Genomic DNA, 17,306 nt, shown 5'->3' on the forward strand with positions numbered 1-17,306 from the left:
GTCAAGCAACTGACCACCCAGGATTGGTAGCCAGTCATGTCCCTCGATATCGTTATTCTTGCCGCCGGCCAAGGCACCCGCATGCGCTCGTCGCTGCCCAAGGTATTGCACCCGGTAGCGGGCAACTCCATGCTCGGTCATGTTATCCACAGCGCTCGCCAGCTTCAGCCGCAGGGCATCCACGTGGTGATAGGCCATGGGGCAGAGTTGGTTCAAGCGAGACTGGCAGGTGACGACCTCAACTTTGTCATGCAGGACAAGCAACTGGGTACGGGGCATGCCTTGGCGCAAGCTTTGCCAGCACTGTCCGCGGACACCGTGCTGGTGCTGTACGGCGACGTGCCGCTCATCGAAGTGCCGACCTTGCAACGCTTGTTGGCCAAAGCCAGCGAGCAGCAACTGGGTTTGCTCACGGTTACGCTCGAAGATCCGACGGGCTATGGCCGCATTGTGCGTGATGCGCATGGGCAGGTAACGGCAATCGTCGAGCACAAGGACGCTAACGAGGCACAGAAAGCCATTCGTGAAGGCAACACCGGCATCCTGGCGCTTCCTGGCGCTCGCCTGGCAGATTGGATGGGCCGCTTGTCGAACAACAACGCCCAGGGCGAGTACTACCTGACTGATGTGATCGCCATGGCAGTCGCTGATGGCCTGTTGGTCGCCACCGAGCAACCTGACGATCCCATGGAAGTGCAGGGTGCCAATGACCGCCGTCAGCTTGCCGAACTGGAGCGTCACTACCAGTTGCGTGAGGCCCGCCGCCTGATGGCGCAGGGTGTGACCTTGCGTGACCCTGCGCGTTTCGATGTCCGGGGCGAAGTGACGGTCGGCCGGGATGTGCTGATCGACATAAACGTCATTTTGGAAGGCAAGGTTGTCATCGAAGACGACGTACAGATTGGCCCTAACTGTGTGATCAAGGATTGCACGCTGCGCAAAGGTGCCGTGATCAAGGCCAACAGTCACCTAGAGGGTGCCGTCATGGGTGAGGGGAGTGATGCAGGTCCATTTGCACGCTTGCGTCCGGGGACCGTACTCGATGCAAAGGCCCATGTGGGTAACTTCGTCGAGCTGAAGAATGCCCATCTTGGTGAAGGCGCCAAAGCTGGGCATCTGTCGTATTTGGGTGATGCCGAAATCGGCGCCCGCACTAATATTGGTGCGGGCACCATCACCTGTAATTACGATGGGGCCAACAAGTTCAAGACGGTCATGGGCGAAGACGTCTTCATCGGTTCCAACAGCGCCCTCGTCGCGCCTGTGGAAATCAAGGCCGGGGCCACGACTGCTGCGGGCTCGACGATTACTCAGTGTGTAGAAGCAGGTGAATTGGCGGTAGCACGCTCCCGCCAGCGCAACGTTTCGGGGTGGAAGCGTCCTGAGAAGATCAAGAAGCCCTGATTATCCACAGCTCTCTCGAGGCCGGCCTTGTGCATAACAAGCCGGCCTTTTTATTTCCCAGGCATTAGCTGGCTAACGCTGGCCATACGGCTGAGTATTGTTATCCACAGCGAGACGACGGGGTTGACGGATCCGAGCATTTAGGTTTTGATTGCGATCATTATCTTTCGAAACGAAACTTAAAGCACCGATGTCGAAACGAAATACGCCACAACGCCGCCATAACATACTGGCCCTGCTCGCGGAGCAGGGCGAGGTCAGCGTGGATGCGCTGGCGAGACGGTTTGACACGTCCGAGGTCACTATCCGCAAGGACCTGGCGGCACTGGAAAGCAATGGCTTGTTACTGCGCCGCTACGGCGGGGCTGTAACCATGCCGCAGGAGTTGCTGGCGGAGCCGGCGCAACCCGTGTCGGCCTACAAGCGTGCCATTGCACGTGCCGCTGTGAACCTCATCCGCGAACACGCCCGGATCATCATCGACAGCGGCAGTACCACCGCCGCCATGATCCCTGAACTCGGTCGCCAGCCGGGCCTGGTGGTCATGACCAATTCGCTCAATGTTGCCCGGGCCATAAGCGAACTCGAGCATGAGCCGGTGCTGTTGATGACAGGTGGCACCTGGGACCCGCATTCCGAGTCCTTTCAAGGCCAGGTGGCCGAACAGGTTCTGCGCTCGTATGACTTCGACCAGTTGTTCATCGGGGCCGATGGCATCGACCTGGAACGCGGTACCACCACATTCAACGAATTGCTGGGCCTGAGCCGCGTCATGGCCGAGGTCGCCCGTGAGGTGATCGTGATGGTTGAGTCGGACAAGGTCGGCCGCAAGATTCCCAACCTCGAACTGCCGTGGAGCAGGGTGCACACCCTGATCTCGGACGAACGCCTGTGCGAACAGGCACGCGCACAAATTAAAGCACGCGGCGTCAATCTGATCTGCGCCGCTATCAGTCAGGAGTAACCAAGCATGTGTGGAATTGTAGGTGCTGTGGCCGAACGCAACATTACCGCCATCCTTATCGAGGGCCTGAAGCGTCTTGAATACCGTGGGTATGACAGCGCAGGCCTGGCGGTGCTGACGCCCGAGGGCGAATTGCAACGCCGTCGCCGCATCGGCAAGGTCAGCGAGCTTGAAGCAGCCGTTGCGCTCGAGCCAATCGCAGGACGACTCGGCATCGCGCATACGCGCTGGGCAACCCATGGCGCGCCTACCGAAACCAATGCCCACCCGCATTTCTCAGGCCATGACGTGGCCGTGGTGCACAACGGCATCATCGAGAACCACGAGGAACTGCGCGAGGAACTGAAGGGATTGGGCTATGCCTTCGTATCGCAGACCGATACCGAAGTGATCGTCCACCTGATCGACCATCTCCTCAAGAGCATTCCCGACCTGGCAGACGCCTTGAAGGCTGCGGTCAAGCGCCTGCACGGTGCCTATGGTTTGGCATTGATCAGCAAAAGCCAGCCTGACCGCCTGGTCGCTGCGCGTAGCGGCAGCCCGTTGGTGATTGGCCTGGGCCTCGGTGAGAACTTCCTTGCCTCTGACCAACTGGCCCTGCGGCAGGTCACCGATCGCTTCATGTATCTCGAAGAGGGCGATATCGCCGAGATCCGTCGCGACCACGTCGCCATCTGGGACCACGATGGCCATCCTGTGCAGCGTGAAACCGTGCAGTACCACGAAGGCGCCGAGGCCGCTGACAAGGGCCAGTACCGTCACTTCATGCTCAAGGAAATCCACGAGCAGCCGCGCGTGGTGCAACGCACATTGGAAGGTCGCTTGGGCCATGACCATGTCCTGGTACAGGCATTCGGTCCGCAGGCAGCCGAGCTGTTTGGCAAAGTGCGCAATGTGCAGATCGTAGCCTGTGGTACCAGCTATCACGCCGGCATGGTTGCACGTTACTGGCTGGAAAGCCTGGCGGGGATCCCCTGCCAGGTAGAAGTAGCGAGCGAGTTCCGTTACCGCAAGGTGGTCGTGCAGCCCGATACGCTGTTCGTTTCCATCTCCCAGTCGGGCGAGACCGCCGATACCCTGGCAGCGCTGCGCAACGCCAAGGAGCTGGGCTTCCTTGGCAGTCTGGCGATCTGCAACGTGGGCATCAGCTCGCTGGTTCGGGAATCCGACCTGACATTGCTGACCCTGGCCGGCCCGGAAATCGGCGTCGCTTCGACCAAGGCCTTCACCACCCAGCTGGTGTCGTTGATGCTTCTGACCTTGGCCTTGGGCCAGGTGCGCGGCACCCTGGACAAGGGCGTCGAAGCTGAACTGGTCGAGGAACTGCGCCGCCTGCCAACACGTCTGGGTGAAGCATTGGCCATGGACGCAACCGTCGAGAAAATCGCCGAGTTGTTCGCTGACAAGCATCACACCTTGTTCCTGGGCCGCGGCGCTCAATACCCGGTGGCCATGGAAGGTGCGCTCAAGCTCAAGGAAATCTCCTATATCCACGCCGAAGCCTACCCCGCGGGCGAGCTCAAACATGGCCCGCTGGCGCTTGTGGATAACGACATGCCGGTGGTGACCGTTGCGCCGAACAACGAACTGCTGGAGAAGCTCAAGTCCAACCTGCAGGAGGTGCGTGCACGCGGCGGTGAGCTGGTGGTCTTCGCTGACGAGCAAGCCGGGTTGAGCAATGGCGAAGGGACCCATGTGATTCCGGTCCCGCATATCGCGGATGCGCTGGCGCCGATTCTGTACACCATTCCTTTGCAGTTGCTCTCGTACTATGTCGCCGTGCTCAAGGGGACTGATGTTGACCAGCCGCGGAATTTGGCGAAGTCGGTGACGGTGGAGTGAGGGCAGCGTTTCGACAGTGCGAGCTGTTGTTTCATAAAAAAGGGCGTAACAAAAAAAAATAAGTAGGTAACAAGCCCCTCGGAGGCGTAAAATCGGGCTTCAAGCGGCCGTTTAGCGGCCGCGTCGTCGATTTGAAGCGATCTTGCGCTCCGAGGCTGGCACCGCTATGAACACCTTCCAGCCTAACCCGACACCTCCTGCGGCCTTCAATCCGCGTCGGGGCCAGCTAGTGAGCAGGGATTACCTCGAGAAGCTGATCAAAAAAGGCGTGGGCAGCGGTGAACGCGAGTCCTACCGGCCTTGGCTAAAAATCCGCTCGGTTCCTTCCAGGGGAACGTCCAGAGTTGTTCCTGGGGTCCGGGTCGCTCGCGGACATCACTGCTTGTCCAACGGCGAATTCATGTTCTTGGTCTTAATGGAGTTCAATCAAGACATCACGGACATCCGTGAGCAGTTCCCTCTGATTGACTACGACGAGACCTACGCCATTGCGCTGCAGAAAAATATTAAGCCCGCCCGGTATATTGGTACGGATGTGCCGTTCGTTTTTACCGCAGATTTCATGCTGAGCTATGCTCGGTCCGGGTCTGATTCAAGGCTTGTCGCCATTTCACTTAAATATCGAAGTGAAATTGCTAACGCAACAGTCGAGAAAAGAAAGCGCATCTTCGAAAAGCAGGAGATCGAGAAGGAGTATTGGGCGCGGCGTGGAGTTGCCTCTAAGCTCTGTTTCTTTGAAGACCTTCCGCATATGAAGATCAAGAATCTTGTTATCCTTAGAAGTTATGCGAATTTACCTCTATCTGTTGCATCTGATAACAACGTGCAGAAAATCCTGCTTTTTTTAAGTGCTGCTGACTCCGCGGAAATCGAAAGTATCTCTTTGCGACGATTGTTGAGGCTTATCAGTCAGCACGTTTACATCGAATACGCAGTGGTTAAGGAGCTGATTTTCTATCTCATCTGGCACAAAAGAATTATAGTCAATCTAGATGATTATGAACTCGGAATTTCTAAGCCGCTTATTGGGCTAAGGGTGCCCTTCGCAACGGTATCTATGGGCGAGGTCATACTGTGAAATTATCGATTAACTATGTCTTGGTGCCTGTACTCGAATCCGCTTTGATAAAGTCGCTATCAAGGATTTTAGACGTCGACCATAGCACCGGGCTGGCGCTGATCATAGGACTTGAGTACCCCTTGAAGAAGCCAGTGGTGGTGGGCATTGAGGAGATCTCATTTGAGATGGGGCAGAGGATTTTACGGGTCGAACAGGACGTCCCAGCAGCTTACATGTTTAAGGATGAGAGCGAGCTCAGTGATAAAGAAAAGCTGTCGCGTGAAAAATCTTGGGAGCTGATTAAAGACCTCGTAGAAAGTAAAAACGCGGGTGATATATTTGTTGATGGTGAGTTCGGTAAACGCGTAGCTGACCATGCGGCTAGGCTAAATATTTCGCGAGCAATGATCTACAGGTTACTTTATAGATATTGGGCGCATGGGCAGTCAAAAAACGTATTCCTTTGGCAATCTACCAATTGGGGAGGCCCAGGAAAACGGAAGGTCTACAAGGAGGGTGCTCAACCAGGAAGACCACCGCTCTACCGTGGAATCGTCAAGCAAGATCGAGCGATCCGTATCAATGACTTTGATCTAGCGTGCATTGAGACCTCCTTTCTAAGGTATGTCAACAAGCAGGAGTCATCTGTTAAGAAGTCTTTCGATTGGATGATTCGAAACTATTATCGAGAGATTCATTCTGATGGTGCCGTCGGAGATGTGAAACGCGGAAAACATCCCACAATAAGCCAGTTCAGACGCTACTCGGGTCAATACTTTGATCGTTTGTCTATACTGAAATCTCACGCCGGTGAGATTCGCTGGCTTAAAGACCATCGGGCTATTAAAGGGTCTGCTGTGGATGGCGTCTCCGGCCCGGCACATCGATACGAAATTGACGCCACTATTGCAGACATTTATCTCGTTCATCGTGTGAATAGAAACTGGATAATAGGCAGGCCGGTACTTTATATTGTCGTGGATGCCTATTCGCGCATGATCGTGGGTGTGCACGTCGGACTTGAGGGTCCAAGCTGGGAGGGTGCTCGCCATGCTTTGTACAACGCTTTTACAAGCAAAGTGGACTATTGCAAGCGCTACGGCATAACAATTGAAGAGAGTCAATGGCCCTGCCATCACATTCCGGCTGAGGTTTCAGCGGACCGGGCTGAACTGCTGAGTCATGCAGGCGAGGAGTTCTCCAACACCCTGGATGTGATTTTGAAAATTGCCCCACCTTATAGACCCGATTGGAAATCAATCGTAGAGAGTCGCTTCAAGCTCATTAATCAAGGGCTTAGTCTTAAGTTCATGCCGGGTGGCGTCGACGCTCGAAGAATGGAGCGTGGTGACCGCGATTACCAGCTGGATGCTCAATATGATTTAGATCAATTCACAGCCATCATTATTAATGAAATTCTTTACCACAACGCAACCTTGCATTTACCACATCTCGCCACAAATGATATGGTCCGAGATGAAATAGATCTCTATCCGTTAGATATTTGGAAGTGGGGGATGGAAAATAATCTCCTGAGGCTAAAAACTCGCACGGATACTGAGATCAAGATTGGTCTGTTACCCTCCGCGCTAGCGACCATACGCCGAGCGGGGATTTACTTCAAAGGTGTCTATTACACATGCGATCTAGCTCAGCGCGAAGAATGGTTTGCCAAAGCACATAACTTCGGCGTGCAAAGGCTCAAAGTTTGGTACGACCCCAATAGCGTAGATAATGTTTGGATTCGTGATGGAACGGGCTTCGTTCGCTTAGAAGTAGTTGAATACCTGAAGGAAAAATACAGTGGATTCCGGCTAGAGGAGATCGAAGACCGAATTGCTGTTCTGAAGCAAGTATCACCTGAAAAAGAGTACGACCGGCTTAATAAAGCAGCTCGGACAAGAGATGCTAACGATGAAATATCTCTGCAAGCGAAAAAAATGAAGCAGGATTCGCCTGCTCCGACTTCCAAAGCTGCGGCAAAGGCCAATAAGACGGCTAATCGCCGATCTGAGGTAGTGGTACTTCGGGCAGCAGACAGTGCAGACCTCTCCCGATTGTCGACTGACGATTTGTCACCTTCATCGACCCCCTCAGCTGAGCCCTCGGATCAAGACGCCCCGACGCGCGAGCCTACAGCGCGCAAGAAGGTCGTTTTGAATTTGATCTCCTCCAAGCTCAAGAGGCCTGAATGATGATCCGCTCATCTCCTGCTACTTACACCCCGACGGGGCTCGCGCACTATGACGGCAATCCGCTGATTGAGGCGCTTCCCCCGATCCATGAAGATGAGGTCATAGGCGAACTGCTCTGTAATTTTCCCGAATTTCCTAACGCGGCTGAAATGGCGTTGAGCGCGAAGCTCAGAGCACACTGTGTTAGTCGCATTAGTGACATTGTCGTTCCTATGGAGCTGCATCTTCAATTCGAAGCCTCTCTCAGTCAGCTAATCCGGGCCGGCTATACCGCACGAAACCCGTTGGATAGGGACGCCGTAGCCATGCTTCACGCCGCTGATGACGACCAGCTGCGTCATTGTGGCTTCAAATCCTCTGCATCCTCGCTTGCTATCTTCGGGCTGAGCGGCATGGGGAAGACTACGTTGCTAAACAGCCTGGTCAAGACCTACCCTCAGGTGATTGTCCACAAGCGATATGCCGGTATGGCCTTGAAAAGGACGCAGGTTGTCTGGTTAAAAGTTGATTGCCCTCACGATGGGTCGCCACGTGGTTTGTGTGCTTCTTTTTTCTCCGCCCTCGATGCAGCAATCGGCACTGATTACACCGATAGGTACATGAAGCCAAGAGCGAGTGTCAGTATGCTGCTTCAGCATGTTAGTCAGCTCAGCCGCAGTTTCAATGTTGGTGTTTTGATTATTGATGAGTTACAGAATTTAAATCTGCTAACTGATGCTGATGCGAAACAACGCATTCTCAACTTTTTCCTGACTTTATCTAATGACTCAGGTATCCCGCTAGTTTACTCGGGGACGAACTCTACCTTCAAACTCTTCTCGAAGGTTGTTCGAAATGCTAGGCGTGCCCTTGGCATGAGCGACTATTATTTTGATCGATTCCGAATACAGGATGACGAATGGAGCGCTTTGGTTCAAACCTTCCTTGCCTACAATTGGACGCAGGAGCCAGTCGAATTAACGTCCGAGCTTAACGAAACTTTGTATGACCTGAGCCAGGGTAATACTGACTTCCTCGCAAAATTGATGATGCTTACCCAGTGGTACGCACTATCGAACGACGAGAAAATTACTCCTGCGCTTTACCGAAAAGTATACGAACGGCAGATGATCATCCTGCATAAGCCCATCGAGGCTTTGCGCAGTAATGACCCACTGCAAATCGACGATTTCGAGGACATGATGCCGGCCCGTGAGCAGGTGGCCCAGATGCTCGCCGCAGCTCGCATGCGCCAGGCACGGCGAACGGGATTGCCTATTCACCGTACCCCTTTGCCCGACCCTCTGTCGAATGAGCTAGTGGAGAAACCCGCCGGCCGCAGGCGCGGCCACTTGGCTGCGGTAGCTGATCCTTCGGTGGTTAGCGATGCGCAGAAGGTCGCAGAGTCCGATGATTGGGAAGCCACTGCTGCCGAGAAGGGCTTTACTAGCTTGGACGGTGATATAGATCTCTGGTGATAGGTAGGGAGCGGGATGATATGGCTTCTGTGCAGAACTTCCCTACACCCCTTCCTGATGAGACTATCGCTAGCCTGGTAACCCGGTACCATCAAATTTCGGGAGGTCTTGGGGTACGGCGGACGCTGACGGATCTGTTTGGAAGCGTCACTCGCAGCTACGCATCTAATCTGCCGTGTTACCTGGGCCATCTTGAAGCTGCGTCAGGCTTTACCCGGCTGGCGGAAAACCATACGCTACTTCCGTACTTCGAGCCTTTTCTCTCTCCTGGGAAAGCCAAGCGGGCCAGGAAGCTGATGCAGTCAGCCCAGCCTGTAGGCCTCAAGATGACATTAGGGATCACAGCAGCCGGATTTGAGCGATTTTGCGTCCGGCAGTACTGCCCCCGATGTGTCGCAGTGGACGTTTCGGTTCATGGGGTCTCTTATTGGCATGTCGGACACCAAGCCCCTGGTGTTCATGTCTGCCCGGCCCATCATTGCCTCCTACAGCGTGTTCCATCCGACCCTGGCTTCGGCTATTTCAACCAATTCTTTCTTCCCTCAGACGTGATTCCGCTTCGTGAAATTGGTGAGATTGAATATGCCTCTGATGCGTACTTCTGCCGGCTTGCGAATTTTGCTGACATCGTGGAATGGGGGCGGTTGCATCCCCGAGCTATCGCCAGTCTTGTTCAGGCCCGCTATCTTTTTTTTGTCTTAGACAGAGCTGGGTATATTTCGCGGGGAAGGGTGCGTGCTGGCATGCTTGTAGCGCATTTTCTCGAAGCTATGGAGCTATACCCGCCACGAGACGAATTTCGCAGGCTGTTCGAGCTCCACGGTGACAAAGTGGTTTGGCCATTTAATTTGCTACGGTCACGTGCCTCAAGCCATCACCCCATTTTTTTCTATACTTTCCTCAATTCATTTGGTGTAGACATCCAATGCCTAATTCAAGACTATGCCGAAGGTGTGAAATTTTGCCCTACCCCGTTACGCAAAACCGTGTGTCGAGCGTCGCCCGTAGACCACTCTGAGCTTGTCGCTAGGCGAAAATCCTTCGCTACAGACTACGCTATATGTCCAGCTAAAAAGGCGCGAAATTATACTTGGCTGTATCGTCACGATAAGGCCTGGCTACGGAACTATATTTCTTGTCATGCCAAGGGTTGGGCGGTGCGCGATCTCATTGACTGGGATCGGAGGGACTGTGAGTTAGTCGCAAGGTTGTCACTCGCTCTAAAGGATCTGTACGCGTTGCCAGGTAGGCCAATTCTTATTTCACTAGCGGCTTTGTGTCGCGCCTTATCTGTACCTCCTGATGCGTTTCGACAGCGAGGGAAGCTACCTAAGTCTTTGGCATTCATCAAAGCGAGTTTGGAAAGCCGGCATGATCATCAGCTCAGAAAGCTGCACTGGGCCGCTCGCTTCCTAGCTGCGGGAAATTTAGCCATTACTAAGTCCAGCTTATTCAGGCAGGCTGGCATTAGAGTGTCGCAGGTTTCCGACGATGAAGTTGTGTCACTTATTGATGTATGCGGGAGGCACTCATAGCAGTTACGAAGTTTTGCAGGTTACCGTATAGGAGATAAGCGACCCGTGTGAATAACTGCATTGGTGTGCGAGCCAGATTCTTGTTATCGGCGTCAGCCTGCACATAGACGTGTTTGTCAGTCCCTGTTGTATGATCCTGATCTATGCAAAACTGAAAATAGCTCTTAATTGATGGTTTTTCATAGCCTAGGATTTCTAGGGAGCGATTAATTGTTGTAATTGATAGACGGCGATATTTTTCCGGGTTATGTAGATTGAGCACGTCATAAACGAATTGGGAATAATCTTGTGCAGTTGGGCCCTGTATAACGTACGCCTTGCCATAGCGCTCTTGGGTCAGGCATGAGCCTAGCATCGTGATTTTGTGCCGCTGGAAATCTACTTGGCACGTAGGGCACCTCTCCAGTAAACGCGATGCATGCCGATGGCAGACCTCAACACCCAGCGGTCCTGGAGCTACATGGGTTCGGTGTATGTAGGCGGTGCCTAGGCGCTGCATGTCTTCAATGACACATTCAACGCATACCCTCAGAGTTCCTCTGGGCAGGAACGATACATTTTGGAATCGGACCCTGTCGAACAGCACGCCAATCGGATAAAGGGTGTGCCTGTATATGACATCATGATCGAAAATCCCGCGAAAAGCTCTGAGGTCTCCTCGCTTCAGTTCATTCAGCTCGAAATTGGTGATCTCGAGATACCGAGACTCGTTTTTTACTATCCCGCACAGCTCATTGTTTCTTAGTATGGTCGAGGCAAAGTATTCCTCATCGAAAGGCTCTGTGACCGGTGAGTTTTTCGGTAGCAAGTAACGCACTCTTGAGAAATGTGAACGGGGGATAGTACATCAGTGACTTCCGAAACGGTTTGGGAGCACCTCATCAGGGCCTCTGCATCCGCTTCGACGGATCTGCAGGCTCGCGCCCCGCTTGGATTCGAGAATAGCCTGCTCCCCGCGGAGCCTTCGACATCTTTCGGGGGCCGCAGGACTCGTTCCTCGGACACTTGAGAACGAACTCACTGACGTTCGTGGAGGCGAGTTACCTGTGGTGACGCCGAGTTCATGTCGCCAAGCTCCTTCACCATGTAGACCGCAGACGTCGGGCAGAGGCTGTTGAACTCCTCCGAACTGGAAATTGCCTTTGGGGCTTGGGATCGGTCTCTTTGCTCATATCCCCGAGCCTCGAAGAAGTCGGGTGCTGTAGTGGTCAGCAGATGAAGGCTCTGGGCTCCGTCAGCTCCCGCTATTCGCTCAAGTGCTCTGAGCAGCAGGGTACCGATCCCTGACTTTCGCTGGGCCGGTACGACAACCAGTGAGCGAATCAGACGAGTCCGGCCACTTCCTTCAATGCCCCCGTATCCCAGCTCCGTTTCTCCCCGGTGAAAGGAATAGAACATTCGGTCGGGCTGCAAAAGGTCTTGGGTCGGCAAGCCCGCTGCAGTCAGATGCGCAGCCAGGCCTTGGATTTGATCGGTACCAAGCAATCGGACAGAGATATCAGACTGGTTCATTGGGAACTCTGGGGGTGGTATCGAAGGCCAGTATAGGGCCCAGAGCGCGGGCTTTTTCCAGTTTTATGACGTCCCGTAAGGCGAGGCGATTGTAAATATCTGCTTTACCGCATATTCGAATTGACATATATTCGGATTTTCAGATATTGGCCGTACACGCATTCCTAAGGAGGTCACATGCGGGAAACACTGACTCCCCCCATCGTTTTCAAATGCCTGGCTGATGACACTCGGGCCCGGATGACCCTGCTGATCGCCCGTGAAGGCGAACTCTGTGTCTGCGAACTTACCCACGCGCTGGAGCTGAGCCAGCCGAAGATCTCCCGGCATCTTGCCCAGTTGCGCGAGGCTGGAATCCTGATGGATCGACGCAAGGGTCAATGGGTGTACTACCGACTGCACCCCGAACTGCCGCAGTGGGTGGACGCGATGCTGAAGGCAGTGGTCGATGCCAACCAGGAATGGTTGAGCTCTGATGCATTGCGCCTTGCCGAAATGGGCGAGCGGCCGCAGAGCCCTGTTGCTTGTGCTTGAGACTTCCCTTCGCTGATTGAGTTGTAGTCATGCTGATCGCATTTTTGATTTTCCTGGTGACGATCGTTCTCGTCATCTGGCAGCCCAAAGGCTTGGGTGTGGGCTGGAGCGCCGCACTGGGGGCCGTCGTGGCGCTGCTGGCGGGCGTCGTGAGCCTGTCCGATATCCCAGTGGTCTGGCAGATCGTCTGGAACGCTACCGCCACTTTCATCGCCGTCATCATCATCAGCCTGCTGCTCGATGAGGCGGGGTTCTTCGAGTGGGCGGCATTGCACGTGGCCCGCTGGGGTAATGGCAGCAGCCGCAAGCTGTTCGCCTTCATCATCCTGCTGGGCGCCGCTGTCTCGGCGCTGTTCGCTAACGACGGTACGGCACTGATCCTGACCCCGATCGTCATCGCCATGCTGCTGGCCCTGCGCTTCTCCCCGGCGGCGACGCTGGCATTCGTCATGGCGGCGGGCTTCATCGCCGATACCGCGAGCTTGCCGCTGGTGGTGTCCAACCTGGTGAACATTGTTTCCGCCGACTACTTTGGCATTGGCTTCAGCGAGTACGCCTCGGTCATGGTGCCGGTGAACCTGGTCAGCACCGCCGCCACTCTGGGAATGCTGCTGTGGTTCTTCCGCAAGGACCTGCCGCGTACCTATGAACTCGACCAACTGAAGGCTCCCGAAGCCGCTATCCGCGACAAGGCGACGTTCGTTGCCGGCTGGTGGGTGCTTGCGCTGTTGCTGGTCGGCTTCTTCGCCATCGAGCCGCTGGGCGTTCCGATCAGCGCCATCGCTGCTGCCTGTGCGCTGATCCTCTACCTGATCGCCGCGCGTGGGCACGTGATTTCAACCCGCAAGGTGCTCAAGGACGCGCCTTGGCAGGTCGTGGTGTTCTCGCTTGGCATGTACCTCGTGGTCTATGGCCTGCGTAACGCCGGCCTCACCGACTACCTGACGCAGATCCTCAATGTCTTCGCCGGCTACGGGATCTGGGGCGCATCCCTCGGGACAGGGCTGCTCGCCGCTGGCCTGTCGTCGGTCATGAACAACATGCCCACTGTGTTGGTAGGGGCCTTGTCGATCCATTCCGCCGAGGCCACCGGCATCGTGCGCGAGGCCATGATCTACGCCAACGTCATCGGCTGTGACCTCGGTCCGAAAATCACCCCCATCGGCAGCCTGGCCACCTTGCTGTGGCTACACGTGCTGGCCCGCAAGAACATCGTCATCACCTGGGGTTACTACTTCCGCACCGGCATCGTCCTGACGCTGCCGATCCTGCTTGCCACCTTGGCCGCATTGGCCATCCGCCTGAGCTTTTGAACCGGAGATACCTGATGAAAGTCTTGTTCATGTGCACCCACAACAGCTGCCGCAGCATCCTGTCTGAGGCGCTGTTCAATCACCTGGCCCCCGAGGGTATGGAAGCTGTGAGCTCGGGCAGCTTCCCAAGCGGTAAGGTCAATGAGCGGGCACTGAATACCCTGGAAGGCGCCGGTATCCCCACCGCTGGTCTTTCAAGCAAGGCCTCGGATGCCTTCGAGAGCTCTCCTCCCGACATCGTTGTCACCGTGTGCGACCGTGCTGCCGGCGAGGCCTGCCCGATCTTCTTCGGCCCATCGCTCAAAGCCCACTGGGGCCTTGCCGACCCTTCGGCAGTCACCGGGAGTGAGGCAGAAATCGAAGAAGCCTTCCAGACAACACTTGCGAAGATCGATGAGCGCGTGCGCGCCTTCATTGCGCTGCCTTTCTCGCAACTGAGCCAGGACGAACTGAGAGCCGAACTTGCCCGCATCGGCGCGCTGTAGGCCCTGGATCAATGGAGACCGAAATGAACGACCACCTGCCAAATGTCCAACCAGAACTGATTGATCTGCCGTCGCTGGAGCGGCTGGCGCCGAAGGATCCTTCCACACACAAACCGCGCATCCTGCTGCTGTACGGATCGACCCGCGAACGCTCATTCAGCCGCTTGATGGTCCAGGAGGCTGCGCGCCTGCTGGAAGAGTTCGGCGCCGAAACCCGTATTTTCGACCCTTCCGGCCTGCCGCTGCCGGATGACGCTCCGGACTCCCACGAGAAGGTGCTGGAACTCCGCGAGTTGATGCAATGGTCCGAAGGCCAGGTGTGGTGCTCGCCCGAGCGTCACGGCTCAATGAGTGCTGTCTTCAAGGCGCAGATCGATTGGGTACCGCTGGCCATGGGCGCCGTTCGCCCAACCCAGGGCAAGATCCTCGCCGTGATGCAGGTTTGTGGAGGCTCGCAGTCTTTTAACGTGGTGAACCAACTGCGCGTGCTTGGCCGCTGGATGCGTATGTTTACCATCCCGAACCAGTCGTCGGTGCCGAAAGCCTTCCTGGAGTTCGATGAAGCCGGGCGCATGAAGCCGTCTTCTTTCTACGATCGACTGGTCGACGTAATGGAGGAACTGACCAAGTTCACTCTCCTGCTGCGTGATCGCCAGGATTATTTGGTAGACCGCTACTCCGAGCGCAAAGAGTCGGCGGAAGAACTATCCAAGAGAGTCAATATTCGGTCCATTTGAGGTCATGAGCATGTCGCATCCTTACTCATTGAAATCGTTGCCCCATACTCCAGGTGCGCTGATTTTTACGCCTTGTCCGGGCACGCAGGCCAGCGCTCTCGCTGAAAGCCTGGAGACGCTGAAGCAGGCTAGTGCCGTGGCGCTGGTTACCCTGATGTCGGATACAGAGCTTCAGGAAAACGGCGTTGGCGAGCTTGGCGTCGCGGCCAAGCAGCATGGGTTGGAGTGGTACCAGCTGCCGATCGAGGATGATCAGGCCCCGGATGAAAACTTCGAGGCCGGGCTGGGAGAGATCCGCCACCAGTTGGACGCTTTGCTCGCATCCAACAAGACCCTGGCCATCCACTGCAAGGGCGGCTCCGGCCGCACCGGACTGTTCGCTGCCCGTCTGCTGATCGAATCCGGAATGCCGCGCCGCGAGGCGATCGCATGGGTGCAAGAGCTGCGCCCACGCGCGATTCAGAAGCCTGCGCACATCAACTACATCAACCAATTCGGCGAAGACTGAGCGCTCCAGCCAGACAGGAGAGACCATGGCCACCGACGGCGAACTACTCGATGTCATCGTGATTGGCGGCGGGCAGTCCGCGCTGACGGTGGCCTATTTTCTCAAGCGGGCTAAGTTGTCGTTCCTGCTGCTCGACTCCGAAGAGGCTGCGGGCGGGGCGTGGCGCCATGGCTGGGACTCGCTGACACTGTTCTCACCCTCCGCATGGAGCTCGATCGCGGGCTGGCCGATGCCGCTAGCCACCGAAGGTAATCCCAATAGGGATCACGTGGTCAGCTATCTGGAGCAGTACGAGGCGCGCTACGGGTTTCCTATCGTTCGCCCCGTCAGCGTCACGGCGGTGGAGCGAACCGGGCGTGGCCTTCGTGTGCGCTCTAAGGACCGCGACTGGGAAGCCCGTGCCGTCATCAGCGCGACGGGGACCTGGAGCAAGCCCTATGTTCCGGCCTATCCGGGAATAGAGCTGTTCCAAGGGCAGCAGATTCACTCTGCCCATTACCAGTTACCAGAGGCTTTCCAAGGAAAGCGTGTGCTGGTCGTTGGTGGTGGCAACTCGGGGGCGCAAATTTATGCGGAGCTGTCCGAGGTCACCGACGCAACGTGGGTAACCACGGAGGAGCCGGCGTTTCTGCCTGATGACGTCGATGGCCGAGTGCTGTTCGAACGGGCTACCGAGCGCCTCAAGGCTCAACAGGAGGGCCGTGTTATCGACGTACCGGTCGGCGGGCTTGGCGATATCGTCATGGTGCCCCCGGTGGTTCGGGCCCGCGAGCGAGGAGCCCTGCGGTCTGTAAGGCCTTTTGTCTCATTCACGCCTGACGGGGTCGTCTGGCCCAATGGTGAGAAAACCCAGGTCGATGCGGTGATCTGGTGTACCGGTTTCCGGCCGGCTTTGGATCACTTGCAGGACTTGGACGTGCTGGATGACAGCGGTAAGGTCGAGGTTGACGGATCGCGCTCTATTCGCGAGCCGGGCCTCTGGCTGGTGGGATATGGCGACTGGACCGGCCTGGCCTCGGCGACGCTGATCGGCGTCACCCGTACTGCGCGCAGCACCGTAAACGAAGTAGTGGCATACCTGAACAGCTTGGAGCAGCCGGATGCATAGCGGAATCGAGATTCGTGTCGCCAGACCTGAGGATGCAGAAGAGATCCAGATCATCTACGCGCCCATCGTACTCAACACGGCCATCTCATTCGAAGAGGCGGTGCCGAGCGTGGAGCAGATGCGTGAGCGGATTGCCACGACGCTGCAAACCTACCCCTATCTGGTAGCGGTGCAGGAGAGGCGGGTAGTCGGCTACGCCTACGCCAGTCAGCACCGGGCGCGTGCGGCGTACCGCTGGGCGGTGGATGTGACGGTCTATGTCGCCGAGGGTCTGCGTCGCAGCGGGGTTGGTCGGCAGCTCTATGACGTGCTGCTGCCAGTTCTGAAGCGTCTGGGATATCGCTCGGCGTATGCCGGCATTGCGCTGCCCAATGAAGGAAGTGTAGGGCTGCACGAGCGACTGGGTTTCCAGCATATCGGGACATTTCCCCAGGTCGGGTTCAAGCTCAATGCCTGGCATGACGTGGGGTACTGGAGGTTTGATCTGGGTAGCGACGGCCTTCGTCCAGAAGATCCCGCGCGCTTTCAAGCAATCCGCTGAAAAGGTAGATCGTGGTTGCGGTGCGAAACGCTGGTACTGACGTGGGCTGCTGGCGCCACGGGGACACATGTGAACCTTGGGGCGTTAGATCACAAGGGGGGCACGGAATGC

15 protein-coding genes are annotated in these 17,306 nt (G+C 56.1%); 14 read left to right on the forward strand and 1 reads right to left on the reverse strand.

The window, feature by feature from the left end; all coding sequences use genetic code 11:
- Window positions 1–36: 36 nt before the first annotated feature.
- From glmU to FS767_RS23360, 7 genes are all read left to right on the forward strand, one after another.
- Window positions 37–1,404: a bifunctional UDP-N-acetylglucosamine diphosphorylase/glucosamine-1-phosphate N-acetyltransferase GlmU gene (gene glmU, locus FS767_RS00610; protein ID WP_144963829.1), complete on the forward strand. Its 1,368-nt coding sequence runs from the start codon at window positions 37–39 to the stop codon at window positions 1,402–1,404.
- A gap of 190 nt (window positions 1,405–1,594) precedes the next feature.
- Window positions 1,595–2,368: a DeoR/GlpR family DNA-binding transcription regulator gene (locus FS767_RS00615; RefSeq protein WP_144963831.1), complete on the forward strand. Its 774-nt coding sequence runs from the start codon at window positions 1,595–1,597 to the stop codon at window positions 2,366–2,368.
- A gap of 6 nt (window positions 2,369–2,374) precedes the next feature.
- Window positions 2,375–4,210: a glutamine--fructose-6-phosphate transaminase (isomerizing) gene (gene glmS, locus FS767_RS00620; protein ID WP_144963833.1), complete on the forward strand. Its 1,836-nt coding sequence runs from the start codon at window positions 2,375–2,377 to the stop codon at window positions 4,208–4,210.
- A 166-nt stretch (window positions 4,211–4,376) separates the two neighbouring features.
- Complete coding sequence (locus FS767_RS00625) at window positions 4,377–5,288, forward strand: TnsA endonuclease N-terminal domain-containing protein (protein ID WP_144963834.1); 912 nt, start codon at window positions 4,377–4,379, stop codon at window positions 5,286–5,288.
- Window positions 5,285–7,465 carry a Mu transposase C-terminal domain-containing protein gene (locus FS767_RS00630; RefSeq protein WP_144963836.1) on the forward strand — a complete coding sequence of 727 codons (2,181 nt, stop codon included), beginning with the start codon at window positions 5,285–5,287 and terminating at the stop codon, window positions 7,463–7,465. The genes FS767_RS00625 and FS767_RS00630 overlap by 4 nt, the downstream gene beginning before the upstream one ends.
- Complete coding sequence (locus FS767_RS00635) at window positions 7,462–8,922, forward strand: ATP-binding protein (RefSeq protein ID WP_144963838.1); 1,461 nt, start codon at window positions 7,462–7,464, stop codon at window positions 8,920–8,922. The genes FS767_RS00630 and FS767_RS00635 overlap by 4 nt, the downstream gene beginning before the upstream one ends.
- Before the next feature lie 20 nt (window positions 8,923–8,942).
- Window positions 8,943–10,457: a TniQ family protein gene (locus FS767_RS23360; protein ID WP_144963840.1), complete on the forward strand. Its 1,515-nt coding sequence runs from the start codon at window positions 8,943–8,945 to the stop codon at window positions 10,455–10,457.
- Window positions 10,458–11,474: 1,017 nt separating this feature from the next.
- Here the strand turns inward: FS767_RS23360 and arsN2 are convergent.
- Window positions 11,475–11,969: an arsenic resistance N-acetyltransferase ArsN2 gene (arsN2, locus tag FS767_RS23365; protein ID WP_144963842.1), complete on the reverse strand. Its 495-nt coding sequence runs from the start codon at window positions 11,967–11,969 to the stop codon at window positions 11,475–11,477.
- 177 nt (window positions 11,970–12,146) lie between these two features.
- Here arsN2 and FS767_RS00650 point away from each other — a divergent pair, with 177 nt between their 5' ends.
- The 7 genes from FS767_RS00650 to FS767_RS00680 are packed head-to-tail and all read left to right on the forward strand — an operon-like array spanning window position 12,147 to window position 17,195.
- The gene (locus tag FS767_RS00650; protein ID WP_144963844.1) at window positions 12,147–12,503 is read left to right on the forward strand and encodes a metalloregulator ArsR/SmtB family transcription factor; all 357 of its coding nucleotides are present in this window, start codon (window positions 12,147–12,149) and stop codon (window positions 12,501–12,503) included.
- 29 nt (window positions 12,504–12,532) lie between these two features.
- A complete protein-coding gene (locus tag FS767_RS00655) occupies window positions 12,533–13,816 on the forward strand; it encodes an arsenic transporter (protein WP_144963846.1) in 1,284 nt (427 codons plus the stop codon).
- A gap of 14 nt (window positions 13,817–13,830) precedes the next feature.
- Window positions 13,831–14,301 (forward strand): arsenate reductase ArsC, encoded by a 471-nt coding sequence (locus tag FS767_RS00660; protein WP_144963848.1) that lies wholly within the window; start codon window positions 13,831–13,833, stop codon window positions 14,299–14,301.
- A gap of 23 nt (window positions 14,302–14,324) precedes the next feature.
- Complete coding sequence (gene arsH, locus FS767_RS00665; RefSeq protein ID WP_144963850.1) at window positions 14,325–15,038, forward strand: arsenical resistance protein ArsH; 714 nt, start codon at window positions 14,325–14,327, stop codon at window positions 15,036–15,038.
- Between the two features lie 4 nt (window positions 15,039–15,042).
- A complete protein-coding gene (locus FS767_RS00670; protein ID WP_144963851.1) occupies window positions 15,043–15,546 on the forward strand; it encodes a cyclin-dependent kinase inhibitor 3 family protein in 504 nt (167 codons plus the stop codon).
- A gap of 25 nt (window positions 15,547–15,571) precedes the next feature.
- Window positions 15,572–16,654, forward strand: a complete 1,083-nt coding sequence (locus FS767_RS00675) for an ArsO family NAD(P)H-dependent flavin-containing monooxygenase (RefSeq protein WP_144963853.1) — start codon at window positions 15,572–15,574, stop codon at window positions 16,652–16,654.
- A complete protein-coding gene (locus tag FS767_RS00680) occupies window positions 16,647–17,195 on the forward strand; it encodes an arsinothricin resistance N-acetyltransferase ArsN1 family B (protein ID WP_144963855.1) in 549 nt (182 codons plus the stop codon). Before FS767_RS00675 ends, FS767_RS00680 begins: the two co-directional genes overlap by 8 nt.
- Window positions 17,196–17,306: the final 111 nt, after the last annotated feature.

The sequence above is a fragment of the Pseudomonas sp. DE0010 genome, from assembly GCF_007680745.1.
Lineage (GTDB): Bacteria > Pseudomonadota > Gammaproteobacteria > Pseudomonadales > Pseudomonadaceae > Aquipseudomonas > Aquipseudomonas parafulva_B.